Source organism: Xylophilus rhododendri, assembly GCF_009906855.1.
GTDB classification, from domain to species: domain Bacteria; phylum Pseudomonadota; class Gammaproteobacteria; order Burkholderiales; family Burkholderiaceae_C; genus Xylophilus; species Xylophilus rhododendri.
In genome coordinates, this window is the sequence record NZ_CP047650.1 from 5,393,512 (window position 1) to 5,416,702 (window position 23,191).

Sequence of the window (23,191 nt, forward strand, 5' to 3'; positions counted from 1 at the left end):
CTCAGGCGGTGCCGGTGTCGAAGGCGACGACATGCACCTGCGCGCCGGGCGTTTCGCTGAAATCCCGTGCGCGGGTTTCGATCTCGACCAGCTGGTCGGCCGCCATCGAGCAGGCGAAGCCGAACTTGGCGCGTACCCGGTCGCTCGCGATGGCGGTGGCCTCGCGCACGCGGCGCAGGAAGTCGTCCAGGGGATAGTCCTGGCCCGGCTGGAAGAAGTCCTGGATCACCAGCGAGGGCGAATAGCAGGTGCTCTGCGTGGCGTCGGGCCAGCGGACGGTGTAGTGCATGGCGGGCATGGGTTCTCTCTCTCAATCTTCGGGATCAGTGTTCGGCCAGCGGGCGCGCGGCCCGCACTAGCGCCGACCGGTACCAGCTCTCGTGCCGCTCGGCGCTGGCGTCCCAGCCATGCGCCAGGCAGACGGCCGGCGTGGTCTTGCCGCGCGGCAGCAGCGCGGCGGCCTGCAGGCCGGCGGCGATGGAGGCGATGTCTTCCGGATCGCACCAGGCGACCAGCGGCTCGCCCGCCAGGTGTTCGGTGAAGGGCGCCCGGCGCGACACCAGCGCCGGTGTGCCGCAGGCCAGGGCCTCCAGCGCCACCAGGCCGAAACCCTCCACCAGCGAAGGCATGGCCAGCACACGGGCGCGGCGCATCAGGGCGGGCAGCAGGGCATCGGGCAGGGGACCGGTGCGCCAGACCGGCTGGTCGGGGCCTTCGGTCCAGCCCAGGCCCTGCAGGGTGTCGGCCCAGCCGCGCTGCGATGCGCTGTGGTCCAGCAGGCTGGCGCCGCCGGCCATCACCAATTGGGCTGCGGCCCAGGCGCGATCGGTGGCGCGCAGCCGGGCGAAGGCCTGCAGCAGGCGCAGGCTGTTCTTGCGATGCTCCACGCCGCCGACGGCCAGGCAGACGAAGCCGGGGCGCAGGCCCAAAGCGCGCAGCGCCGCCGCATCGCCCGGCACGCCGGCTGTGTGGAAACGCCTCAGATCGACACCGTTGTAGAGGCGCTGCGGCGTGCGGCCATGCGCCTCGCGCAGCTGGCCGCACCAGGTGTCGCTGACGCAGCCGATGGCGTCCGCGGACTGCCAGGCGCGCGCCTGCCAGATATCGAGCTGCGGCTCGCTGAACTGGTCCAGGTGGTGGATGGTGCGCACCCAGGGCGGCAGCGCATGGCCCTCGTCGGCCAGGTCGGCCAGGGCATTGCCGCCCAGGCTGTCGTGCACATGCAGCAGATCGAAATCCGCGCTGGCCAGCACCTCTGGCAGGCCGAGGCGGATGGCGGCGATGCGCTGGCGCACCTGCTCCACCAGCGGGCCCTGGATGGCGCCGGTCGGCAGCAGGGCCACCCGCACCGGTGCGCCCGGGCCGCCGGGCTGGCGGAACAGGGACTGGCCCGGGTCGGCCGGCGCCACTACCGTCACTGCATGGCCGCGCCGCGCCAGCGCGCCGGCCAGTTCCAGCGTGTGCACCACGCCGCCGCGCGGCAACACCGAATGCGTCAGCAGGCCGATGGTCAGGCGGTCACGCATGGCAGGCTCCGGCGGTGATGAAGGGTTCTTCGGCGTGGTCCCACAGCGTGGCCTGCGCTGCGCCATCGCGCAGCACCAGGCGGCTGCCCTCGGTGATTTCGCCGATGGCGGCACAGGCGATGCCGGCATCGAGGAAACGCGCGGCGACCTCCCCGGCATGGGCCGGCCGCACGCTCAGCAGATAGCCGAAGCTCGGGAAGGCGGCCAGCCAGCGCAGCAGGGCGGCATCGCCTTCGGGCAGATCCTGCGGGCGCGGAATGCGGTCCAGCTCGACCACCGCGCCCACCCGCGAGCACTCGATCAGCATCAGCAGCGTGCCCGGCAGGCCGGCCATGCTGATGTCCTTGCCCGCGTCCACCAGGCCGTCCTCGGCCAGCCGGGGCAGCAGCTCCATGTCGGCGCGCAGGCGTTCGGCCGGGGCGGAGGTGGAGGCGTCCCAGAAGGGATAGGGGTCGTGCCAGGCGCCGCGCAGGTCCACCGCCATCAGCAGCACATCGCCCGGCCGCGCGGTGAAGCTCTGGATGAGTTTGGTGGCCCGGCCCAGCACCGACACCGCCAGCTGCGCGGAATCCGCCCGCAGATTGGAATGCCCGCCCACCAGCGGCACGCCGTAGCGCTCGGCGGCGGCGCGCATGCCGGCCAGCAGCTCCACCGCCATGGCTTCGCCATCGCTCCACAGCGCATCGACCACCGCGACCGCACGGCCGCCCATGGCCGCGATGTCGCTCAGGTTGACCATCACCGCGCTGTAGCCGGCGAACCAGGGCATGGCCTCGACGAAATCGCGCACCAGCCCTTCGATGGCGAACAGCAGGTGGCCCGCGCCCGAAGGGTCCGGCAGCACCGCGCAGTCGTCGCCGTTGGCGGTGCCGCCGTGTGCGGCGGGCGTGCCGGCCAGATGGCCCATCACCGCGGCTATGTCGCGTTTGTGGGCGAAGCCGCGGCTGGCGCGCAGCCCGGCGACGATGCGGTCCAGCTCAGCCATGGGGGCCTTTCTGCGCCAGCACGAAACCCTCGTAAGGCGTCTCGCAGGGCGGGTAGCTGGCCAGGTCGGCGCGCATCAGGGCATGCATGCGGTCGTGGATGACCTTCTCGTCCAGCACCGACCAGCGCAGGCGCCGGAACAGCACCACGTTTTGCGCCTGCACATGGGCCAGGAACTCGCGACAGCCCAGGGCATGTGCGCTGCTGACGGCCAGCCGGATCAGCGCGCTGCCCAGCTGGCCATGGCGTCGCCAGTCGCGCCGCACCGCCAGCCGCGAGCCCCACCACAGGCCCGGCTCGGGCTCGTGGATACGCACGGTGCCTATCACCTCGTCCGGCTGCCCACCCCAGGACGACAGCGCCACCAGCAGGCGGCAGCTCGGGTCCCCTGCATCGATCGCATCGAAGTCGTCATGCCCGAACAGGCCCTGCTCCAGGCAGAAGACCTGGCGGCGCAGGGCCAGCGCCTGCTGGCGCATCCAGGCGCCGCTGGCCCACTGGATGCGGAACTCGGGCGAGCTGAAGCCTTGCGGCAGCTCGCAGAAGACCGGCGATGCGGCCGGCGCCTGTAGCGTGGGAGTGCCGATGGACATGCGTGCTCCCGCCTAGGCCGCCAGCGGCGTCTCGTAGCGCGACAACGTGGAGCAGGCGGCGCACTTGCCGCAGCCCGCCTTGATGTCGGTGGCGCGGATGCCGGCCGCCGCCGACATGCGGCCCAGCGGCTCCAGCACGCCGCGCATGAAGTCGGCACTGGGGGCCGGCTGGTCCTCCAGCGGCGTCCCGCTGATCGGCACGAAGGGCACGACGAAGGGGTAGACACCCATGTCCAGCAGGCGCTGGCTGGTCGACAGGATCAGCTCCGGCGCATCGCCCAGCCCGGCCAGCAGATAGGTGCTGACCTGGCCGCGGCCGAAGACCTCCACCGCAGCGCCGAAGGCATCCCAGTAGCGGCTCATCGGCACCTCGGCCTTGCCGGGCAGGATGCGCTGGCGCAGCGCCTCGCCGATCACTTCCAGGTGCATGCCCAGCGTGTCCACGCCCGCGTCCTTCATGCGCCGGAACCAGGCATCGGTGTCCGGCGGCTCGCACTGGGCCTGCAGCGGCAGGTCCACCGCGGCGCGTATGGCCTGGGCGCTCTCGGCCAGGATGGCGGCGCCGCGGTCGCGGGTGGGCGGCGTGCCGGTGGTCATCACCATGTGCTTCACGCCGTCGAGTTCGACCGCCGCCCTGGCCACCTCGGCCAGCTGCTGCGGTGTCTTGCGTTCGATGGTGCGGCCGGCCGCCAGCGACTGGCCGATCGCGCAGAACTTGCAGGCCTTGCGCCGGCTCTCGTAGCGGATGCAGGTCTGCAGCACCGTGGTGGCCAGCACGTCCGAGCCGTGCAGGGTGGCGATGTGTGAATAGGGCACGCCCTCGGCCGTGCTCAGGCCATAGAAACGCGGCTGCCGCGGAAAGGCGATGCTGGCGATGGGAATGCTGCCCCGGCGCAGCACGCTGCGGCCGTCCGCGCCCGGCGCATCCGCCACGAAGGGCGAGCGAAAGGCCGGCTGGGTGTGGATGGGCACCATCAGCGTGATGCCGTCCACCGTCACCGCCTTGTGGTCCGAAGGGCCCGCGCCGCCGCGCCGACTGGCGGCCCCGGCATCGGGGTCCACCATCCGCAGCCCGTGCGACTGCAGCTCCGTCATCAGCTGGCGCGCGGCCTGGCCATGCACCTCGGGGGAGAGTTCGATGGATGCGTTCATGTCGGCTCCTGGGCGGCGGGGGAATCGATGGCCGGCGCCGCGCCCGGCAGCGGCACGGTCGTGCGGTTGGGTTCGCGGCGGATCGCCAGGCTGAGCAGCTCCGGCCGGGCGTAATGGCCGACCGAATCCATCATCCGTTTGCGTTTGGCGATCAGCCTCATCTCCAGGTCGGCCACCACCAGGCCTTCGCCCTCGGTCAGCGGGCCGGCCAGGTATTTGCCCTCGGGCGAAACGATGGCCGAATGGCAGCCGCCGCGCAGGGCGCCCTGCAGCTTCTCGTCGGGCGTGATGCCCTTGATCTGCTCGTCGTGCAGCCAGCCGGTGGCGTTGACCACGAAACAACCGGATTCCAGCGCGTGATGGCGGATGGTCACGCCCATCTGGTCCGCGAAGATCTGGCCCACCAGCGAGCCGGGGAACTGGGCGCAGTGGATCTCCTCGTGGTCGGCCATCAGCGCGTAGCGGGCCAGCGGGTTGTAGTGCTCCCAGCAGGCCAGCGCGCCGACGCGGCCGGCCCGGGTGTCCACCGCCTGCAGGCCGGAGCCGTCGCCCTGGCCCCAGACCATGCGCTCGTGGTAGGTGGGCGTGATCTTGCGGCGCTTGTGCACCAGCCGGCCGTCCGCATCGAACACGATCTGGGTGTTGTAGAGGCTGCCGTGGTCGCGCTCGTTCACGCCCAGCACCACCACCATGCCGTGTTCGCGGGCGGCCGAGGCCACCGCGTCGGTGACCGGGCCGGGCACGGTGGGGGCGCGCTCCATCAGCAGGAGGTGGTCCTGGCCCTGGAGCGCCGGTGGCTGAACGAAGGAGAAGTACGGGTAGTACGGCAGGAAGGTCTCGGGAAAGACGATCAGCTCGACGCCCTGGCGGGCGGCGTCGCGCAGGGTCTCCAGCACCTTGGCCAGGGTGCCGTCCGCGCTGTCCAGGTCGGGGGCGATCTGCGCCGCGGCGGCGCGTACGGTCCTGTTCGTGTCAGCCATTTTTTCGTCCGCGCCTTACAGGGTCCAGGTGTCCAGGATGAAGGCGTTCGATTTCCGGTGCAGCAGCACGATGTCCAGCACGTCCTGCGGTGCGATCGGCTTGATGCCCGGGATCAGGCTGCCCTCGCCATGGCCGTACAGCGCCTGCAGCGCGAAGCGGCAGGCGTAGACCTTGCCGCCCTCGGCCATGAACTTGGTGATCTGGTTGTTGAAGTTCTGGTGGCCGGGAAAGGCCTCGTCGCCCAGCTTGGGGAAACCGCGCTGCACGCCCAGCGTCACGCCCGGGCCGTAGAGCAGCACCGAGGTCTCGAAGCCCTTGCGTTGCAGGCGGGTGGCCTGCAGCAGGTTGACCAGTCCGATCGAGCCTTCGAAGGCCACGGTGTGGAAGGTCACCAGGGCTTTCTCGCCGGGATCGGCCTGCACGTCCTCGAAGACCTTCTCTTCGTAGTCGACCAGGAAATCGCCTTTCTGGTGGGCGGGTTGGGTGACCTTGGGCATAACGTTCCTCGTTGGGTTGAAAAGGGTGGGCCGGCGCCGGTGCCGGACCGCATCTCCATTGCGAGGGACATGCCACCGGCCTGCGCGGCCCTGCGATCAATGCCCGATCAAAGAATGAAGCGGCCGGGTATGCCGGCCACTTGATCGCCAGCAGCGTCCCGGCCCATGCACCAAAGCGGCCGAAAGCCCGATCCAATCAATGCACTCCATCAAGTGCGCCGGCGCACTGCTATGGACCGCCGCCCGGCCCTGCACAGGGATGCAATGCGGCCATGCAACAGGCACACTGAACACATGCCCTTCAACCACTGGACTGCGCGTCTCAAGAGCAGCTCGCTGCCGGCGTACCAACTGATCCCGGACCTCATCGCGGAGGACCTGCGGCAGGGCCGCCTGGCGCCGCGCGAACGGCTGCCGCCGCTGCGCGACCTGGCCGTCACCCTGCAGCTCAACTACACGACGGTGGTGCGCGGTTTCTCCGAGGCGCGCGAGCGGGGGCTGATCGCCTCGCGGCCCGGCATGGGCTCCTATGTGCGCGGCTCCTTCATCGGCCTGCCGCTGCGCGCCGGCACCGGCGCGGAGATGACCATGAACATGCCGCCGGAGATCGACGGCCATCCGGCCATGCAGAAGATGAAGGACTCGGTGGCCGAGGTCGTCGCCAAGGCCGCCATGCACGACCTGATGCGCTACCAGGACTTCGGCGGCACCCCGCGCGACCGCGAGCTGGGCGCCCAGTGGCTCGCCCAGTGGGTGCCGCATGCGGCGGCCGAGCGCATGCTGGTGGCGCCGGGCATCCACAGCGTGCTGCTCGGCCTGGTCTCCATGCTGGTCAAGCCGGGGCAGAGCCTGTGCGTGGAGTCGATGGTGTATCCCGGCCTGAAGGCCATTGCCGCGCAGCTGGGCATCCAGCTCCATCCCCTGGGCATGGACGAGGACGGCCTCATCCCCGACGAGTTCGAAGCCGCCTGCAAGAGCACCCCCGTGGCGGCCCTCTACCTGTGCCCCAACCTGCACAACCCGACCACCGCCACCCTGCCCATCGCGCGGCGCGAACAGATCGCCGACATCGCCCTGCGCTACAGCATGCCCATCATCGAGGATGACGCCTACGGCATGCTGCCGGCCGCCGTCCCGCCCACGCTGGCCGATTTCGCGCCCGAGCTGACCTACTACGTCAGCGGCATGTCGAAATGGCTGGGCGCCGGCGTGCGCACCGCCCATGTGCTGGCGCCCAGCGTGCAGGCCTGCCAGCGGGTGGCCGGCGCCATGCGGGCCACCACCGTCATGGCCTCGCCGCTGATCAACCTGCTGGTATCGCAATGGCTGGAGGACGGGCTGGCCGCGGAAGTGCTCGACGCCATCCGCGACGAATGCCGCTGGCGCAGCACCCTGCTGACGAAGAGGCTGGCCGGCCACGGCGTGCGCACCCAGCCCAACGGCTTCCACGCCTGGCTGCCCCTGCAGGAGCGCGATGATGGCGTGAGCACCGCCAGCGATGTCGCCGCCCGGCTGCGCGACCTGGGCGTGGCCGCCGTGGCCGGCAACGCCTTCTGCACCGACCGGCAGCCCCCGGAAGGCCTGCGCATCTGCCTGGGCGGCAGCCTGACGCGGGAGGACTGCAGCCGGGCGATCACGGCGGTGATCGATGCCTGTTAGCGGCGTGGAGACTGGCCGGTCGGTCGATGCCGTCGAACTCCACGCTGACCACGATGGGCGACCAGCGGCCCCGCGTCAGCGGCACACCCAGGTCGAAGGCGCAGCCGATTGCCGCCGGCGGCCGCGTGGAGCAGGTCGGCGCCGCGACAGGCCGACGCTGGGCTTGATGATGGTGCCGGTCAACGGGTGTCGCCGAATGCGGACGGCTGCTGAATGGGCGTGTGAAAACGCTCAGCCGTGCTTGATGGCGATGGTCTTGATGGTGGTGAAACCGCGCAGCCCCTCGAAGGCCTTCTCGCGGCCGTAGCCGGAATGCTTCATGCCGCCGAAAGGCAGCTCGATGCCGCCGCCCGCGCCGTAGTTGTTGATGAACACCTGGCCGGCCTCGATCGCATGGGCCATGCGGAACTGCCGGGCGCCGTCGCGGGTCCAGACGCCGGCGGTCAGGCCGTAGTCGGTGCCGTTGGCGATGTCGGCGGCCTCTTCCTCGGTGTCGAAGGGGATGGCCACCAGCACCGGGCCGAAGATCTCGTCGCGGGCGATGGCGTGCGCCGGGTCCACGTCGGCCAACAGGGTGGGCAGCACGAAGCAGCCCTCGGCCGGCGCGTCGTCGGCCAGCCGGCCCTGGCCGGCGATCCGGATGCCGTCGGCCACCGCCGCATCGACCATGCCGCGCACCTTCTGCTGCTGCCGGCGGTTGATCACCGGGCCGAGGTCGCGGTTGTCGTGCCCGCGGCCGACCACCAGGGCCTGGAAGCGCTCGGACAGCTGCTGGACCACCGCGTCGTAGGCCGGGCGTTCGATCAGCACCCGGCTGCCGGCGGTGCAGGTCTGGCCGGCACTCTGGATGATGGCGTTGACGATGGTGGGCAGGGCCTGCTCCATGTCCGCATCGGCGAACACGATCTGCGGCGACTTGCCGCCCAGCTCCAGCGTCACCGGCACATGGCGGCGCGCGGCGGCCTCGGCGACCGAGGCGCCGGTCTGGGTCGAGCCGGTGAAGGAGATGTGGGCGATGCCCGGATGGGCCGACAGCGCCGCGCCGGCCTCGCTGCCCAGGCCGCACACCACGTTGATCGCGCCGGCCGGCATGCCCACTTCCAGCGCCAGGGCCGAGATGCGCAGCGGGGTCAGGCAGGCATCCTCGGCCGGCTTGACCACGCAGCAGTTGCCGGCGCCGAGCGCCGCGGCCACCGAGCGGCCGTAGATCTGCGCCGGATAGTTCCAGGGAATGATGTGGCCGGTGACGCCGTGCGGCACCCGGATGGCCATCACGGTGGTGCCGGCGGCATAGGGGATGGTCTCGCCGTGCAGCTTGTCCGCCGCGCCGCCGTAGTACTCGAAGTAGCGCGCACAGGCGGCGATGTCGGCCCGGGCCTGCACCATGGGTTTGCCGGTGTCGCGGCATTCCAGTTCGGACAGCTCGTCCTGGTGGGCCAGGATGGCGGACGACAGCCGGCTCAGCAGCCGGCCGCGCTCGGTGGCGGTGAGTTTGCCGAAGGGGCCTTTCAAGGCGCGGTGCGCTGCCTTCACCGCATCGTCGATGTCGGCCGCGTCGCTGCGCGGGATGCGGGTGATGGCCTGGCCGGTGGACGGGTCGATCACCTCGACGGTGGCGCCGCCCCGGGCGGGCACCAGTTGGCCGTCGATGACGTTGTGGAATTCGGCCGGCATGCCCAAGGGCGCTGCGGCATCGATGGCGGAAGGGTGGCGGTCCATGCGTTGGAAGTTCCGGTGAGGTATTTTTTGGGGGGAGGTATCGGGAAGGCGATGCGCGCGGCTTCAGCGGATGAAACCCGGCACATGCGGCAGCCAGGTGCTCAGAGTGTCAGGTTGTAGATGACGATCATGGCGAAGTGCACCGGGGCCACCCCCAGTTGCGCGGCCACCGGCGGCAGGATAATAGATCGTACAAATACATCGCACAACGCGGAAGTTTCTCCGATGCGTACCGCCAGCCCCCGGTGATAGCCTCGTCGCCAATAACACCAGGAGACCCGGCGCATGAGCAGTCAGAAAAGCAGGTACGACATCGTCAGCATCGACGGCGACGGCATAGGCCCGGAGGTATGCCGCTCGGCGGTGCAAGTGCTGCAGGCCGCCTGCGGCGAAAGCCTGCTGGCCTTCGCCCACCACGAGGGCGGCGCCGGCCACTACGCCCGCACCGGCCATGTGCTGCCGGAGGACACCTTCGCCGCCTGCCGGCAGGCCGACGCCATCCTGCACGGCGCGGCCGGGCTGCCGGGCATCACCTATCCGGACGGCACCGAGGTCGGCAACGACCTGCACCTGCAGCTGCGCTTCAAGCTCGACCTGTTCGCCAACGTGCGGCCCATTCGCCTCTATGCCGGCGCCGAGTCCCCGCTGCGCCACTGGAAGGCCGGCCAGATCGATTACGTGATCGTGCGCGAGAACACCGAGGGCCTCTACGCCAGCCGCGGCGGCGGCATCGTGCTGCGCGACGAAATGGCGACCGACACCATCGTGGTCACCCGCAAGGGCGTGGAGCGGGTGGCGAAGTTCTCCTTCGAGCTATCGAGAAAACGCCAGGGCGCCCCACGCGACGGCAAACGCCGGGTGACCTGCTGCGACAAGGCCAACATCCTGCGCAGCTACGCCTTTTTCCGCCAGGTCTGCACCGAGGTGGCCGCCGGCTATCCGGACGTGGAGATCGACTACGCCTATGCCGACGCGATCACCGTGCACATGGTCAAGCGGCCCGACTTCTACGACGTGATCGTGGCCGAGAACATGTTCGGCGACATCATCTCGGACCTGGGCGCCGCCACCATCGGCGGCATGGGCCTGTCGGCCTCGGCCGAACTGGGCGAACACCACGGCCTGTTCCAGGGCGCGCACGGCTCGGCGCCCGACATCGCCGGCCAGAACGTGGCCAGCCCCATGGCCACCATCCTCTCCGGCGCCCTGATGCTGCGCTGGCTGGGCGACCGCCACGGCGATGCCCGCCTGAGCAGTGCCGCCGACCGGGTGGAGCAGGCGGTGGAGACCGTGCTGCGCGAGGGCCTGGCCATCCCGCGCGACCTGGGCGGCACGGCCAGCTGCACCGACATCACCGCGGCGGTGTGCCGGCAGCTGGGCTGAGCCTGGTGCGGCCTACTTGCCGACGGCGATGCCGCCCAGGTTGTTGAAGCCGCCGATGCTGTGCAGCGGCCGCTGGTCGCCGGTGGCGTCCCCGGCGAACTGCAGCACCGCGCCGCTGCCGCCGGACAGGCCGTAGTTGAAGACATAGAGCCTGCCCTTGCTGTCCACCGCGATGGTGCCGGGCGAATCGATGCCGGTGCTCGGGCCCTGGATCGAGGTGAGGACCTGGTCCTGCCCCACCGAGTAGGTTTCCAGCGCCGCTGCCTTCTGGTACTTGGCATAGGAACTCACGATCAGCGCGCCGTTGGGCATGAACTTCAGGTCGGAGGCGTCCAGCCGGCAGCATTGCCAGGTGAAGTTGGCCGAGCCGTTGAAGATCTGGATGTTGGGATAGTCCGTCGACAGGCCGCCCAGGCCGGTGGCCCAGGAGATCGGCTGGGTGAAACAGCGCACCCGGCTCTGGTTGGGATCGGCCGTGTCGTTAGAAGTCGCGCAGACATAGCCGTTGGTGCCGTTGGAGTAAGACGCCACCGCCCTCGTCGAGCCCACCTTGAAGGGCGGGATGCCGCCCGGCGGCAGGTTGGGGTCGGTGGCGAACTGCACACCCGCCGGGTAGTTGATGCTGACCGTGTAGGAGCCCTGCGTGGAGCCGGAACTGTCCGCCACGAAATTCACGATCATCCCGGCCTTGTCGGAGATGTACACCGGATAGTTGCTGTCCCCTCCGGTGCTGGTCTGCAGCGGCGTGGCGTTGCCGCCCGCGCCCGGCGCGAAGATGGCCAGGCTGCGCCGGTTGGCGACATACAGCTGCCCCAGCGAATCCACCGCGATCGAGGCCGGATAGTCCAGCCCGGTGCTGGCGCCGACGATGCTGCGCGAAGGCCCGGTGAGGCTGCCGTCGTCCTGGATGTCGAACACATCGATGCGGTTGGCCGAACGCTGCGACACATAGAGGTGCTCCACATTGCCCGCCAGGGTGAGGTAGACGGTCTGCGAGAAACCGCTCTTCACATCGAAGCCATAGCTGGCCGCCGTGCCCGCGCCGTCGTAGGTGAAGCTCAGTGTGTCGGTGGCCGGCGAGGCGAAGGTGGCGGGCAGCGAGGGGCTGGCGGTGATGTGGCCGGTGAGGATGTCCTTGTCGGTCACCACGATGGCGTCGTGGTACGGCGTGGCGCCGGTGATGATGTCGCCCGCCGAATCCTTGGCCCGGATGCGCGCGGTGAACACACCGGCGGTGGCGATGGGCTGCACGCCCGGCCCGGGGCTGATGTCGACCGCGAAGGTGTTGACCCGCGGCAGCAGCGTGACATCGAGCGAGGCCTTGGTATTGACGGCGACGGTGGCCGTGCCGGTGCCCGACGAGATCGGCATATTGCCGGTGGCGCCGGTGCTGGGCCAGGTGTTGACGTCGAATTCGTCGTTGCCCACCGGCGCCGCCAGCGTGACGGTGCAGTCCAGGTTGGCGCCGTTGAGCACGCAGGCGCTGCCGGCCTTGACATCCACCGTCACCCCCACCGGCGTGGCCGGAGCGACGCCGTTCACCCGGGTCAGCACGATGCTGACCGACTGGGTCTTGGCCGAGATGTAGGAGGGCGGCGGCGCGCTGGCCTGCGCCACCAGCTGGATCGCGCTTTGCGCGGTGGGCGCGGTGCCCACCGGAAAGCTCAGGACGATGCTCACATCGCCGGTGACGGTGTCCGCGGTCAGGCCCGGCGCGGTGACCTGCGTGGAGTTGCCGGAGCCGCCGCATGCGCTTACTGCCGCCACCGTGAGACTTGCCAGGATCAAACGTATGTTCATGGAATAGGCCCGGAGGTTGATGTCTTGGCCGCACTCAGCGGCAGGGCATGTTCACAGAGCGGCGCCGGTGACGGAATACCGCGAGTGCGGTACTGAAACCGTGGTTCAGCCGGGCAGGGCAGCAGGCGCGAACAAGGCCACCACGCTGCCCGGCGCATCGGGCCCGAAGAAGCGCCGATGGTTCTGCGCCGACTGCTCCGCGAAACCCGCGCTGCGCGCAAACAGCGCCCGCTCGTACACGGCCAGCGCCGCCTCGACATCCCCCGGATGCTCCCGCAGCGCATGGGCCAGCTCGGCACCGTCGAGCAGCGCCAGGTTGGCGCCTTCACCCGCGAAGGGCGACATCAGGTGCGCGGCATCCCCCACCAGCGTGACACCCGGCGTGCGCTCCCACCGATGGGCGATCGGCAAGGCATGGATGGGCCGAACCACCGGCGGCGTATCGCTGGCGCTGACCAGCGCACGCAGCGGCGCCGCCCAGCCTTCGAAGGCCTCGGCCAGCCGGGCCAGGGCCGCGTCCGGCTGGCGGAAATCCAGCGTCTCGATCCAGGCCTCGGGCTTGTTGAGCGCGATATACGTGTGCAGCGTTCCATCGGCATGGTGATGCGCCAGGATGGCCCGCCCGGGCTCCACCGCCATCAGCGTGCCGGTGCCGATGGCCTGGGTGCTGGCCGGGTACCGGCCGGGGCCGTCGAAGAGCCGGGTCTCGATGAAGCAGGTGCCGGCATAGCGGGGCACGGCGGTGGAGACCAGCGGCCGCACGCGGGACCAGGCACCGTCCGCGCCCACCAGCAGATCCGCCGTGTCGGTGGAGCCGTCGGCGAAGCGCAGCACCTGCCGCCCCACGCCATCGCGGCGCACCTCCACCAGCTTGCGGCCCCAGCGGATGGCCTGCGTGGGCAGGGAGCCGATCAGCAGCTGCCGCAACGCACCCCGATCCACCTCGGGCCGGGCCATGCCGCCGGTGCCGGGCTTGTCCAGCAGCACGGTGCCGTGCCGGTCCACCACTCGCTTGGCGTCCTCCCCGGGCAGCGCCAGGGCCAGGAAGGCATCGTGCAGCCCCGCGGCCTTCAGGGCCGGCTGGCCGTTGTATTCGTGGATGTCCAGCAGGCCGCCCTGCGCCCGGGCGGTGGGCGATGCCTCGCCCTCGTACACGGTGGCGGCGATGCCGTGGAGGTGCAGCACACGGGCCAGGGTCAGGCCGCCCAGGCCGGCGCCCACGATGGCGATGCGGGGGCAGGGCGAGCAGGGGAGGAGGGCGAGGATTCGGGATGGCGGTACATGGCGTGTTCCGGTACTACGGGTGGGGCCTGCATGCAGGCACCCGTAGAGGTCCGACGGATGTCGGGGGAAACGCTGGCCGACCTGCCGGATGACGGGAGGTGGCGTGTACGCGGCGGGCCGATGCTGCCCCGGTGCAGACCGGGCGACAGGGACCACCGTTTTTCGCGGTGAGGAAGCGGCGATTCTGGCATGGGCGAGTCATCCGGCGTTTGCCGGTGGCCCGCCCGCTGTCTACTGCGGCGGCGGCAGCTTGATCTGCCGCGCGATCCTGGCCCACTCCACGGTTTCGGTACGGAAGGCCCTGTCGGTTTCCTCGGGCGTGGATGTCGCCGCGTTGAGGCCCAGGTCGGCGAGCTGCCTTCTGATGGCCGGATCGCCCAGCACCTCCACCGTGTCCTGATGGATCTTCTTCAGGATGGCCGCAGGCGTGCCCTTGGGCGCGATGAAGGCCAGGTAAGGCGTGATGTCCACACCCGGATAGGTCTCGTTGACCGCGGGTATCTGCTCGAAGCCGGCGATGCGTTTCGGCCCGAAGGAGGCCAACATCTTCATCCGGTGCGACTTCACGAACTGCACGCTGGAATCGTGCGGATCGATGACCAGGTCCAGCCGCCCGCCCATCAGCTCCGACAGCGCCTGCGACCAGCCCGGAAAGTTCACATGGACCATGTCGATCCCCGCCGCATACATGAACTGCCGAAAGCCCACATAGGTGGCGCCCAGCCCGCCCGTGCCCCAGTTCAGCACGCCCGGGTTGGCCTTGGCATAGGCCACCAGCTCGGGCACCGTGTTGAAGGGCGCATCGTTGCGCGCGACCAATGCCATCTCCAGGTTCACCACCTTGGTGATGCCGCTGAAATCGTCGTAGGTGTAGGGGATGGTCTTGTAGAACAGCGGATTGTTCGCCACCGTCGCGCCGGTGACGCCGATGGTGTAGCCATCGGGCCGGGACTTGACGATGTAGTCGGTCGCCACGATGTTGCTGGCGCCCGGCTTGTAGTCGATCACCACCGGCTGCTTCCACCTGTCCTGCAGCCGGGGCGCGATGATGCGGAACACCTGGTCGCCGCCGCCCGGCGTGAAGGGCAGCACGATGCGCACCGGAGCCTTGGGCCAATCCTGTGCCGCTGCCGTGCCGGGCAGCAGCCCGGCGGCCAGCAGGCCCAGGCCCGCGCAGAACGAGAGCACGGTCTTCGACATCTTCATTTCAGGAACTCCGCGAGTTGGTCTTCGGTGAGCTGGGCTTTCTCCCAGGCCAGCTGCGACGGGCAGCGGCTGGGGTCGTCGTCGCGGTCTTCGTAATAGCCCTGGTAGCTGGCGAAGGCCTGATAGACGCGCTGCAGCTCCTGCACCGCCGTCGGATGCAGGTCGACCCGCAGGTCCCAGGCGGCCTGTGCCTTCTGCCCGGTGACCACCACGCAGGCCGAACGCTCCGGCATGTGGGCGGTGGCCGAGCCCTGGCCGCCGGCATCGCGGCCATGTTCCAGCGACTGGATCAGCCGCTCCACCAGCGGCCGTGCCGGGTCGGCCAGGAAGCCGGCCTCCATGGCATCGAGCACATGCTCGCCCACCAGCACATTGCCGAACACCACGTGGTCGGTTCCGGCCTTCTGCCCGGCCCATCCCGCCACACGGCTGCCGGTGTGCGTGGCCACCCGGCCGTCGCGGGTCATCACGGCGATCTGGCGAAAGCTTTCGTGCACATCGTCCTGCACCAGGGCCTGCACCACGGCGCGGCTGGAACAGCCCATCGCCAGCAGCCGGTTGGCCAGCAAGGCATTGCCCTTGCGCACATTGGCCTGGGTCATGGCGACACCGGCGCCGCCATGGGCGCCCTGCGCGAAGGAGCCGCAGGCAAGCGAGTAGGTCGCGATCGCGAGGCCGATTTCGTGGGTTCTGGCACAGCGGCCGATGACGGAGTAGGTCATGTCTCGGGGAAGGAATGGACGAGCCCCATTCTTCCGAGCGCCCTCGGCGCCGAACAGCAGGAAATTCGTCGCCTGGCTTCGGAAAATCCGGTGGTCATCCACCGGTCATCCACCGGTCAGGCCCCGCTCAGACCGAACGCAGCCTGGCCTTCTGCCCCTGGTCCTGGCTCAACAGAAAGTCGAGCAGCGCCGCCGACTGCCTGGAAAGCTCCGCCCGCTTGCGAACGCAGAACTTCAGCGGCAGCTGGGCCCAGGAGTCTTCCAGTTCGGTGATGCGCAGCGGCACCTGCGCCTGCATGCGCTCGGCCGCCGATGCCGGCACGATGCCGATCCCCACCCCGTCGGCCACCAGCTGGCAGGTCATCGAGAAACTGCGAAGCTGCACGCTGTAGCGCAGCGGCTTGCCCGCCTCGGCGGCGTGCTGCTGCAGCATGGTGTGCATCCAGCTGCCCCGGCCCGGGCCGACGAACTCGGAATCGAGGAAATCGACGAAGCGCCGCCCCACCAGCGGCGCCACCCGCTTGCTGGAGATCATCACGTAGCGGTCCAGCACGAAGGGAATGGTTTCCAGCCCCTTGGTATCGACCGGGTCCGCCACCACGCCGATGTCCGCGCTGCCATCCAGCACCGCCTGCGGGATCTGGTGATTGACCAGCTCCTCGATGGTGAGCGCGGTGCCCGGGTTTTGCAGCAGGTAGGCGCTGACGGGCTTTTGCAGGTACTCGTAGAGCGAGACCGTGTTGCAGTGGAGCTTGATGAAACTCCTGGCGCGGTTTCCGTACTCGGCCAGGTCGTCGTTCATGCGCTGCACCTCGTTGAGCAGCCGAAAGCCATGCTCCAGCAGCTTGCGTCCGGCCTCGGTGGGCACCACCCCCGAGCGGGCCCGCATCAGCAGGGGAGCGCCCATCTCCAGCTCCATCTCCTTGATGCGCGCGCTGATGGAAGCCGCGGCCCGGTGCGAACGCTCCGCGCCCAGCGTGATGCTGCCGGCCTGCACCACGTTGACGAAGATACGGAGGTCGGAGATGTCGAATCGCACCATGCTGTGGCCCTGGATGATGGTTGCCCGGTGCAGGAAACAAGCGCCTGCGGACAGTGGCAGGTTCGCGGGCAATGTTTGTGCCTGCAAGAGGTCAAACACCGGTGGGCTTGCGGGGCAGGGCCGATGGGCGGATGGAAAATTGCGGCTTTGTCTATGGAAGGGTAGAGGTGAAGAAGAGCCCTTGCGCAGAGCCTCCCATGCGACCTTCGCTCATGCTTGATCTCAACAGAGCCGCCATCCGTGAGGCCACCGGCCGCTACCGCGCGACCAATCCGCGTGTGTTCGGTTCGGTACTGCATGGCACGGACGAGGAGGGGAGCGATCTGGATCTATTGGTCGATGCACTGCCCGGCGCGACGCTGTTCGATCTGGGAGGCTTGCAGGATGAGCTGGAGTCGCTCCTGGGCACTCGGGTTCATCTGCTGACGCCGATGGACCTGCCGCAGAACTTCAGGGCGAAGGTGCTGGCCGAAGCCCGGCCTGTGTGAGCGACAAGCGGCGCCGCGGCAGCATCTTTCCAGGCTGGGCGGTCGAGGTGTCATCCCTAGAATTCCCGGGTTGGGTCTCTGCAAGAGCATTGGGTGAGGACCAAGCCAGAATTCCGTTTTCACCTACCGGCAGCAACGACATCTGGCGTCGTTGCAAGTAGAGGCTGTGGCAACACAGGTGCTTCGAACCACCCGTTGAGGGTTGCTAAGGAGAGGCAGCTACCTACCTCGGACCCAACTTTTGAAAACAGCCTCCTTGCGAGGCTGTTTTCATTTGAGTCGGCCGATGCACGACGCAAAGGCTCAGGCGTCCATTACCCTGCAGAGCGCGGTCCCCGCTGGCCGAACCCGCGCGATGGCACGACGCATCAGATCGCCAAGCAATGCCTCCGCACTAGGCGCTACATCGGGACCGCCATCGATGGGAACAAGCCTGCAGTTCAGAAAGGCACAGACCTCGGCAATGGCGATGACCGGCGCGGTGCACAGTGCCTGCAGCGGCAACACCGCGCAGATGGAGCCTTCCAGTTCGGTGGAGGCCAGCACTACTTCCCCGCCAGGGCCCAGGTACTGCTGCGGAGCAGTCTCCTCAGTCACCCGCCTGAGCATCGAACCCAGCATTTCGTGGGCAATGGCGAGATCCATCGGGTCGATTCCGCCCAGGGGATGAAAGCGCCGGCAGTCGCGCGGATCGACAGGGTTGCGGCAGCAAAAGAACTCGTATGCGATTCGGTCGTTCATGGTGAAGGGCTCCAGATCGTGCCGTCCTACCCCGGGACGCTACGAACTTCGTAGTAGCCAGTGTGCCATGCCACTACGAGGATCGTAGTGTGACAAACGAATCAAATGACATCAGCGTCTGGTCCTCGCGGCTGAAGGCCGCCCGTGAAGCCACGGGCATGAGCCAGCGGGCGCTGGGCATTGCCGCCGGGCTGGATCCCTCTGTCGCTTCCACCCGGATGAACCGCTACGAGGTGGGCGTGCATGCGCCGGCCTATTCGATCTCCTGCCGGCTGGCCGAGGTGCTGGAGGTGCCGGTGGCTTATCTGTACTGCGACGACGACGAGCTGGCCGAATTCATCCTGAGCTTTCATCGGGCCGGCACCAAGGTCCGGCGAGAGGTGAAAAAGCTTCTGGGGTCTGCGGGCTGACCGGCGGCTGAAAGTCAGGCGCGCGTTCGTTGGATAGCCGACGTGCCATGGCACCCCGGCACGCGGACTTTTCCACCCCGGCCGGTTATGGTGGCGCCCATGACCCTGCACCTCCACGTCGACTCCCGCTTCACTTCCCCGTACGCGCTGTCCGTGTACGTCGCCTTGCGGGAGAAGGGCTTGCCCTTCACCCTGTCCACGGTCGATCTGGCCCGCGACGAGCAGCACGCACGCGCCTTCGCCGAATCGTCCCTGACGCAGCGCGTGCCCACCCTGACCGATGGCGACTTCACGCTGTCCGAGTCATCGGCCATCGTCGAATACCTGGAGGAAGCCTATCCCCAGACCCCCGTCTATCCCCGCGAGCTGCAGGCCCGCGCACGCGCACGGCAGGTGCAGGCCTGGCTGCGCAGCGACCTGATGTCGATACGGGAAGAGCGGTCCACGGAAGGGGTTTTCTACACGCCGGTGACGGCGCCGCTTTCGCCCGCCGGGCTGGCGGCCGTGGCCAAGCTCTACGCGGGCGCCAGTGCCTTGCTGGCGCATGGGGGGCCGCATCTGTTTGGGGAGTGGTGCATTGCCGACACGGATCTGGCGGTGATGCTCAATCGGTTGCTGCGGCACGGGGATGCGATGCCGGAGCGGCTGGCGGAGTATGTGCGGGGGCAGTGGCGGAAGGAGTCGGTACAGGCGTGGGTGGTATTAAGCCGGATGAAATGATCGTGGCCTCGTTTGCTTAAATGCAGTTGCGACCGACTTGGACTGCGTCCGAGCCTGATTATATAAGACTGCTCTACTCGACTTCAGACATGCATTGCCAGAACAAGAACAAACTCGCCCGACTAACCTTTGCCCATCGCTAAATATCATCTCTCGATTAGCCAGCCTTCTGTCGCAGCAAATGCCGAACCTCTTTCGCTGTGCTCAAATTTCAATGCAATTTCAGCTCCGGGAATCAATTTGTATCTATTGGTCCAGCTTCCCTGCTCAAAAATGTCAAGCCGCATGAAATAGTCTGTTCCACGGTCGTCGCGTACAAATACATAATTGGCATCAGGCCTCGATCCGCGCTTCACTCTTGCAATAGTAAAACCGTTTTCTATATAAGAATTGATTGACGCGTCTGCTTCCTCGTGTACTTGCAGCACTTGGCCATCATTTGCAAGTTCAAGCAAGTTCGGTATCTCTTGCGGTGGAAATCCACCATGCATTAATTTGGATTGATTTTCTTTTAATAATGCAAGAAGTGATTTTATATCAACAACATCTTCGGGCTTAAACGTTTGAAATGACGATCCTCTACTTCTGTAGAAATGAAATTCACTAACGAGTTTTCTCAGCTCTGGAATCATCCATCGCGCAAAGTTTTGCTCCTCCAGAACAGCTTTCATTGGGCGAGACGATTTGGCTAAAAGATTACCCAGGCGCTCATTGCCGGATTTTCTCTGTCTGTATTCTAGTTCGGCAAGACGACGATAGGTGGCCGCTCGACTTAGTGCGAAACTTGGTAACTCGGTTAAATGTTTCTGCCAATCAACCGTGCACTCGAAGACCTCCGGGAAAAGTTCCTTTATGTTTGCTGCGAGTAAATACATGGACCATATTCTGTTTGCATAAAAGCTGCCGGCTTGAGCAGGATTTCCCCAGCTGTTCTCTATCAAGGTCTTTGTCGGGGCATACATATCAGCCCGAGTTCCTTGTGTTTGTATCGATTGCGCCAATCCAAAAAGTGGAGCTGGATCTAGGGGATCAGTTGCAATAGCCTTATGGAAATACGTTATTGCCGTTCCTGGGTCGTCAAGCTCCAACAAACACCATGCATACAAGCGAAATAAGAATGAGGACGTTGAGTCAGCCCCAATTTGTTGCCTCAGCTCTCCTTCAACTTCTACAAGGACATTTCTACTGTCTCGTTTAGAGGCTGATTTAATTTTTTTGGAGTAGGCAATAAGTTGTGCGCTGGTTTCTGGCGGAATAAATTCAAGTGAGACCGGGGAAATATTTTGTTCAAGTTGAACACGAATCGCATTCTCTTTGGATGATTTTGTTTTTTCTAGCCAAGTGGCGATTTTTGATCGAATTGGTAAATTTCTTGGGTAAGCTCGAAGTAAATCACGAATCGAGCTTCCTAAAGTGTATCTTTCACCAAGTTCAGATTCAATCCTGCTCACGAGAGAAACTGCAGAAAGTTTGCCAATTGATCGAGCAATTTCATCTGCATCACAATCGAGTGCGCCACAAAGTTGGGCGCGACTCGGAGCATCTAGCACAAATAGTGTTTCAAGAACATCGTTTTCCAGAGTAGACAAAGTGTCTAATAAATTTTTGAAAGAATATGCGAGAACGTCCTGCTCAGTCTTGCGTAACGCATCATCTATCTGACCTCCGGAAAGATATGAGTCGACAGTGAGTCTGATTGCAAGTGGATTAAAATTGCAGTCAACGGCAATGCGCTCAAGAAATTCTGTCTTGACTGTTTGGGCTCCTTTGCTGTCCAGGTAAGCTCTAGCCAGCTGGATAGCGCCTTGCTTATCAAGAACATCTAGGGATATGTTTTTCGCGCCCTCCACCGGAATTCGACTGGTGACTATTACTTTCCAAGTCCCCGGCAGGTTGTCATAAAATTCAGTGAATTGTTCTGGATAGTCTCTAAGAATTGTTTCGAGATTATCTAAGCATAGCAATATGCGTCGGGCGTCAAGTGATCGCTTCATTTCTTCAAAATCGGCGAAAGATTTACCTAGCATCTCACCCCCTTCTGAGGAAAGCGCTAATTCGAGTTCGGCCATGCTAGACGGCGCGGAAAGTATTTCAACTCCGGTTGACGTTAATCTTTCTTGCTTTAATGTGGCCCAAAGCACTCCTTCAAAATATTTGCCAGATTCGGCGGTAAGGCAAAAATCAGATATGACTTGCAATACAAGACTGGTTTTGCCCACCCCGCCTCTAGCAACAATCGCCACGAGTGGTGCGCGGGGATTTATAATTTCTTTTTGAAGCCGAGTAGTTTCTCTTGAACGTCCATATAACCCAGTTATTGCGTGTTCAAAACTTGATGGCAAAGCCGCAGGAATTGACCACCGCATTTTGTGCATCCAGTCGGCTGGGGGTTCTTCGATTCTTCCATCTAGGGCATTTTGAAATGCAAGCGATATTTCAAAAAGACCAAGCGCGTCCATTGAAGGATCTGCCGCAATGGCAGCGCATCGATACCAGTAATATTCCGGGAAAGGGCGGTTTGGGTGACTGATTGCATTTCGAATTTCAAAAATTGCCAGAGTGTTCAGCAATTTTTCCAGCCTACTCAGCCAGTCTGAATTTGAGCTGCCTTTCGCTGCAAGTTGTGCAAGGGACAATACCTCACCCAAATAAGAGTTTTCAATCACTATTTGAGCGGATACGGCAAAGTCTGTTTCACTGGACGAGCCGGCTCGAATTAAAATGTCGCGCGCGATACCCGATCCCGTCAATGCCCCGCTACGCTCCCTGCAAAATCGGCCAAGTGCTCGTTCAAGCTCATACACGATCATTGCACATCGAATTCTTGTATTGGACGTCTCTTGCACTCTAGTTTTCCTATGCGGGTATGCTTGCTTAACTTGCCACAAAATTCAACGATTAGAACTACCGGCGAATTTTTTGGGCAACCTGATCGAGGAATTCCTCTGCTCCCTTGAAAATATCTTCACTCTTGTTGGTAGAGCAATATCGATCCATCCACGCAAAAACCAGTTTTGCATCGACCGAGGCAAGTAAGTCAGGGGAGTTTAATTTCGCATTTAGTCCATTAATCAAGCCAAGCAACCAGAACTCATTTCGAACGCTGGCTGAATAAAACTTCATCAATCCAATTTCGGAGTCGGTTTTTCTTCCGTCAACCCAATCGACACAAGAGATAGGTGCCAAGATTGTAATGGGCTTGCCTTTCTCGTTTGCGGCCAAAGCGCCGGGTGTGACTAAAGCTGCAAAAATTAATACAAAAATTCTACTCATAAAAGATTTTTCCACGCAAAGCAGTAATTTCTTGGATTATGAGGCCAAAGGTGAGTGCCATCATTACGATGTAGGCAACTGTCGCCACTGCAGTTGCCGGAATTGGTAACTCAAGCAGGTCGTGAAGTTGGATGGTTGAGTATCCAAGTCCAGCGACGAGTGGTGTAACAGTTATAGTTAGAAAAACGCCGCGAAGCGTTGTCGTGGCGATCTTTGACGCGAGAAGGTTAATGCGAGCGTCTTTGCGTTTTACAAGAATTCCCATACGTTGCTGCAAGCTTGAAAAATCAACAGCAACAAAATTTAGAATATGCGGGAAAGCTTGTTTGTAGTCTTTTAAGGCGCGAAGTGCAAGAAGCTCTCGCTGACGAGTGATATAAAAAGACCCTAGCCATACAAACGTCAACGGATAGAGCGCGATTAAAAGAGCAAAAGCAAGTGGTTGTGCTGACAGTCTAAAAGCAGCTGATCCATATTGGAGTGTATATAGGCGCGGAATCTCGATGCCAAGCACTGTGCCTCGATCTTGAATCTTGCTCTGACGCAGCTGGCGGAGATCCAATAATATTTGCTCGATAGGTTTCTCTGCGTTTATGGTATTTTCGTTAAGAGTATACCATTGAGGTGTGGATAGCAATATTTCGCGCAATCTCGCTTTGTATTTTTGTCCATCAAGAGTCTCTTGCAATTGGGATGCTGGAAGTCCTAGGCTTTCACGCATTGTCGCAACACGTTTGTCGCGGTCCGTTGTCGGTCGACGTATTCGCTGTCCTTCGTTATATAAAAGGCTAAGTTCGCTTTGTTTTTCTTCAATGGCTTGAATGAAAGAGTCTAATATTCGGGTGTCCGTCGCGTTGAAATGAACGGCCGCGGCGGTTAAATAAACTTGCAAAGCGCACATTAATAATAGAAAAAAAACCAAATACAAGAGCCTTTCTATTCTTAATCCAATGCTTGAAAGCATGCTGCGCCTTTTTGGGTTTGTGGCTTGGTCAAATATTTGCATGATTT

At 64.5% G+C, this 23,191-nt stretch carries 22 protein-coding genes; 5 read left to right on the forward strand and 17 right to left on the reverse strand.

The genetic code is table 11. From position 1 onward, the window contains the following. Position 1: 1 nt before the first annotated feature. Genes GT347_RS24950 through GT347_RS24980 form a run of 7 tightly spaced genes read right to left on the reverse strand, consistent with a single transcriptional unit; the run spans position 2 to position 5,733 of the window. Complete coding sequence (locus GT347_RS24950) at positions 2-298, reverse strand: MSMEG_0570 family nitrogen starvation response protein (protein ID WP_160554760.1); 297 nt, start codon at positions 296-298, stop codon at positions 2-4. A gap of 25 nt (positions 299-323) precedes the next feature. Continuing rightward, a complete protein-coding gene (locus GT347_RS24955; RefSeq protein WP_160554761.1) occupies positions 324-1,526 on the reverse strand; it encodes an MSMEG_0565 family glycosyltransferase in 1,203 nt (400 codons plus the stop codon). Next, entirely contained in the window at positions 1,519-2,511 is a 993-nt protein-coding gene (locus tag GT347_RS24960) for a sll0787 family AIR synthase-like protein (protein WP_160554762.1), read from the reverse strand. The genes GT347_RS24955 and GT347_RS24960 overlap by 8 nt, the downstream gene beginning before the upstream one ends. Next, complete coding sequence (locus GT347_RS24965) at positions 2,504-3,103, reverse strand: MSMEG_0567/Sll0786 family nitrogen starvation N-acetyltransferase (RefSeq protein WP_160554763.1); 600 nt, start codon at positions 3,101-3,103, stop codon at positions 2,504-2,506. The genes GT347_RS24960 and GT347_RS24965 overlap by 8 nt, the downstream gene beginning before the upstream one ends. Positions 3,104-3,115: 12 nt before the next feature. Further along, positions 3,116-4,255: an MSMEG_0568 family radical SAM protein gene (locus GT347_RS24970; protein ID WP_229722494.1), complete on the reverse strand. Its 1,140-nt coding sequence runs from the start codon at positions 4,253-4,255 to the stop codon at positions 3,116-3,118. Beyond that, positions 4,252-5,235, reverse strand: coding sequence for a Nit6803 family nitrilase (locus GT347_RS24975; RefSeq protein ID WP_160554764.1), 984 nt, complete (start codon positions 5,233-5,235; stop codon positions 4,252-4,254). The genes GT347_RS24970 and GT347_RS24975 overlap by 4 nt, the downstream gene beginning before the upstream one ends. Before the next feature lie 15 nt (positions 5,236-5,250). Then, positions 5,251-5,733: an MSMEG_0572/Sll0783 family nitrogen starvation response protein gene (locus GT347_RS24980; RefSeq protein ID WP_160554765.1), complete on the reverse strand. Its 483-nt coding sequence runs from the start codon at positions 5,731-5,733 to the stop codon at positions 5,251-5,253. 294 nt (positions 5,734-6,027) lie between these two features. Between GT347_RS24980 and GT347_RS24985 the strand changes: the two genes are divergently transcribed. After that, positions 6,028-7,392, forward strand: coding sequence for an aminotransferase-like domain-containing protein (locus GT347_RS24985; protein WP_160554766.1), 1,365 nt, complete (start codon positions 6,028-6,030; stop codon positions 7,390-7,392). Between the two features lie 231 nt (positions 7,393-7,623). On the opposite strand, the gene GT347_RS24990 is transcribed toward GT347_RS24985, so the two are convergent. After that, positions 7,624-9,066, reverse strand: a complete 1,443-nt coding sequence (locus GT347_RS24990) for an aldehyde dehydrogenase family protein (RefSeq protein WP_160555511.1) — start codon at positions 9,064-9,066, stop codon at positions 7,624-7,626. Positions 9,067-9,396: 330 nt separating this feature from the next. Here GT347_RS24990 and GT347_RS24995 point away from each other — a divergent pair, with 330 nt between their 5' ends. Beyond that, complete coding sequence (locus tag GT347_RS24995) at positions 9,397-10,494, forward strand: isocitrate/isopropylmalate dehydrogenase family protein (protein WP_160554767.1); 1,098 nt, start codon at positions 9,397-9,399, stop codon at positions 10,492-10,494. A gap of 12 nt (positions 10,495-10,506) precedes the next feature. Here the strand turns inward: GT347_RS24995 and GT347_RS25000 are convergent, their stop codons facing one another. From GT347_RS25000 to GT347_RS25020, 5 genes are all read right to left on the reverse strand, one after another. Beyond that, complete coding sequence (locus GT347_RS25000) at positions 10,507-12,294, reverse strand: NHL repeat-containing protein (protein WP_160554768.1); 1,788 nt, start codon at positions 12,292-12,294, stop codon at positions 10,507-10,509. A gap of 105 nt (positions 12,295-12,399) precedes the next feature. Continuing rightward, positions 12,400-13,515: an FAD-dependent oxidoreductase gene (locus tag GT347_RS25005; protein ID WP_229722495.1), complete on the reverse strand. Its 1,116-nt coding sequence runs from the start codon at positions 13,513-13,515 to the stop codon at positions 12,400-12,402. A 294-nt stretch (positions 13,516-13,809) separates the two neighbouring features. Beyond that, entirely contained in the window at positions 13,810-14,784 is a 975-nt protein-coding gene (locus tag GT347_RS25010) for a Bug family tripartite tricarboxylate transporter substrate binding protein (protein WP_160554769.1), read from the reverse strand. Next, positions 14,781-15,506 (reverse strand): DUF1028 domain-containing protein, encoded by a 726-nt coding sequence (locus tag GT347_RS25015; protein WP_160554770.1) that lies wholly within the window; start codon positions 15,504-15,506, stop codon positions 14,781-14,783. Before GT347_RS25015 ends, GT347_RS25010 begins: the two co-directional genes overlap by 4 nt. 127 nt (positions 15,507-15,633) lie before the next feature. Next, positions 15,634-16,548 carry a LysR family transcriptional regulator gene (locus GT347_RS25020; RefSeq protein WP_160554771.1) on the reverse strand — a complete coding sequence of 305 codons (915 nt, stop codon included), beginning with the start codon at positions 16,546-16,548 and terminating at the stop codon, positions 15,634-15,636. Positions 16,549-16,745: 197 nt separating this feature from the next. Here GT347_RS25020 and GT347_RS25025 point away from each other — a divergent pair, with 197 nt between their 5' ends. After that, a complete protein-coding gene (locus GT347_RS25025; RefSeq protein WP_160554772.1) occupies positions 16,746-17,036 on the forward strand; it encodes a nucleotidyltransferase family protein in 291 nt (96 codons plus the stop codon). A 303-nt stretch (positions 17,037-17,339) separates the two neighbouring features. Here the strand turns inward: GT347_RS25025 and GT347_RS25030 are convergent, their stop codons facing one another. Further along, entirely contained in the window at positions 17,340-17,777 is a 438-nt protein-coding gene (locus tag GT347_RS25030) for a hypothetical protein (RefSeq protein WP_160554773.1), read from the reverse strand. 89 nt (positions 17,778-17,866) lie between these two features. Here GT347_RS25030 and GT347_RS25035 point away from each other — a divergent pair, with 89 nt between their 5' ends. Both GT347_RS25035 and yfcF read left to right on the forward strand, forming a co-directional pair. Continuing rightward, positions 17,867-18,187, forward strand: a complete 321-nt coding sequence (locus GT347_RS25035; RefSeq protein ID WP_229722496.1) for a helix-turn-helix domain-containing protein — start codon at positions 17,867-17,869, stop codon at positions 18,185-18,187. A 99-nt stretch (positions 18,188-18,286) separates the two neighbouring features. After that, positions 18,287-18,907: a glutathione transferase gene (gene yfcF, locus GT347_RS25040; protein WP_160554774.1), complete on the forward strand. Its 621-nt coding sequence runs from the start codon at positions 18,287-18,289 to the stop codon at positions 18,905-18,907. A gap of 146 nt (positions 18,908-19,053) precedes the next feature. Here yfcF and GT347_RS25045 read toward each other — a convergent pair whose 3' ends face one another. The 3 genes from GT347_RS25045 to GT347_RS25055 are packed head-to-tail and all read right to left on the reverse strand — an operon-like array spanning position 19,054 to position 23,186. Further along, positions 19,054-21,753 carry an NB-ARC domain-containing protein gene (locus tag GT347_RS25045; protein ID WP_160554775.1) on the reverse strand — a complete coding sequence of 900 codons (2,700 nt, stop codon included), beginning with the start codon at positions 21,751-21,753 and terminating at the stop codon, positions 19,054-19,056. Positions 21,754-21,811: 58 nt separating this feature from the next. Beyond that, complete coding sequence (locus tag GT347_RS25050; RefSeq protein ID WP_160554776.1) at positions 21,812-22,195, reverse strand: hypothetical protein; 384 nt, start codon at positions 22,193-22,195, stop codon at positions 21,812-21,814. Next, positions 22,173-23,186: a hypothetical protein gene (locus tag GT347_RS25055; protein ID WP_160554777.1), complete on the reverse strand. Its 1,014-nt coding sequence runs from the start codon at positions 23,184-23,186 to the stop codon at positions 22,173-22,175. Before GT347_RS25055 ends, GT347_RS25050 begins: the two co-directional genes overlap by 23 nt. Between the last annotated feature and the right edge of the window lie 5 nt (positions 23,187-23,191).

Bases quoted from the DNA above. Each gene is read 5' to 3' on its own strand.
- GT347_RS24950 (WP_160554760.1), bottom strand. From the start codon at position 298: ATGCCCGCCATGCACTACACCGTCCGCTGGCCCGACGCCACGCAGAGC.
- GT347_RS24955 (WP_160554761.1), bottom strand. From the start codon at position 1,526: ATGCGTGACCGCCTGACCATCGGCCTGCTGACGCATTCGGTGTTGCCG.
- GT347_RS24960 (WP_160554762.1), bottom strand. From the start codon at position 2,511: ATGGCTGAGCTGGACCGCATCGTCGCCGGGCTGCGCGCCAGCCGCGGC.
- GT347_RS24965 (WP_160554763.1), bottom strand. From the start codon at position 3,103: ATGTCCATCGGCACTCCCACGCTACAGGCGCCGGCCGCATCGCCGGTC.
- GT347_RS24970 (WP_229722494.1), bottom strand. From the start codon at position 4,255: ATGAACGCATCCATCGAACTCTCCCCCGAGGTGCATGGCCAGGCCGCG.
- GT347_RS24975 (WP_160554764.1), bottom strand. From the start codon at position 5,235: ATGGCTGACACGAACAGGACCGTACGCGCCGCCGCGGCGCAGATCGCC.
- GT347_RS24980 (WP_160554765.1), bottom strand. From the start codon at position 5,733: ATGCCCAAGGTCACCCAACCCGCCCACCAGAAAGGCGATTTCCTGGTC.
- GT347_RS24985 (WP_160554766.1), top strand. From the start codon at position 6,028: ATGCCCTTCAACCACTGGACTGCGCGTCTCAAGAGCAGCTCGCTGCCG.
- GT347_RS24990 (WP_160555511.1), bottom strand. From the start codon at position 9,066: ATGCCGGCCGAATTCCACAACGTCATCGACGGCCAACTGGTGCCCGCC.
- GT347_RS24995 (WP_160554767.1), top strand. From the start codon at position 9,397: ATGAGCAGTCAGAAAAGCAGGTACGACATCGTCAGCATCGACGGCGAC.
- GT347_RS25000 (WP_160554768.1), bottom strand. From the start codon at position 12,294: ATGAACATACGTTTGATCCTGGCAAGTCTCACGGTGGCGGCAGTAAGC.
- GT347_RS25010 (WP_160554769.1), bottom strand. From the start codon at position 14,784: ATGAAGATGTCGAAGACCGTGCTCTCGTTCTGCGCGGGCCTGGGCCTG.
- GT347_RS25015 (WP_160554770.1), bottom strand. From the start codon at position 15,506: ATGACCTACTCCGTCATCGGCCGCTGTGCCAGAACCCACGAAATCGGC.
- GT347_RS25020 (WP_160554771.1), bottom strand. From the start codon at position 16,548: ATGGTGCGATTCGACATCTCCGACCTCCGTATCTTCGTCAACGTGGTG.
- GT347_RS25025 (WP_160554772.1), top strand. From the start codon at position 16,746: ATGCGACCTTCGCTCATGCTTGATCTCAACAGAGCCGCCATCCGTGAG.
- GT347_RS25030 (WP_160554773.1), bottom strand. From the start codon at position 17,777: ATGAACGACCGAATCGCATACGAGTTCTTTTGCTGCCGCAACCCTGTC.
- yfcF (WP_160554774.1), top strand. From the start codon at position 18,287: ATGACCCTGCACCTCCACGTCGACTCCCGCTTCACTTCCCCGTACGCG.
- GT347_RS25055 (WP_160554777.1), bottom strand. From the start codon at position 23,186: ATGCAAATATTTGACCAAGCCACAAACCCAAAAAGGCGCAGCATGCTT.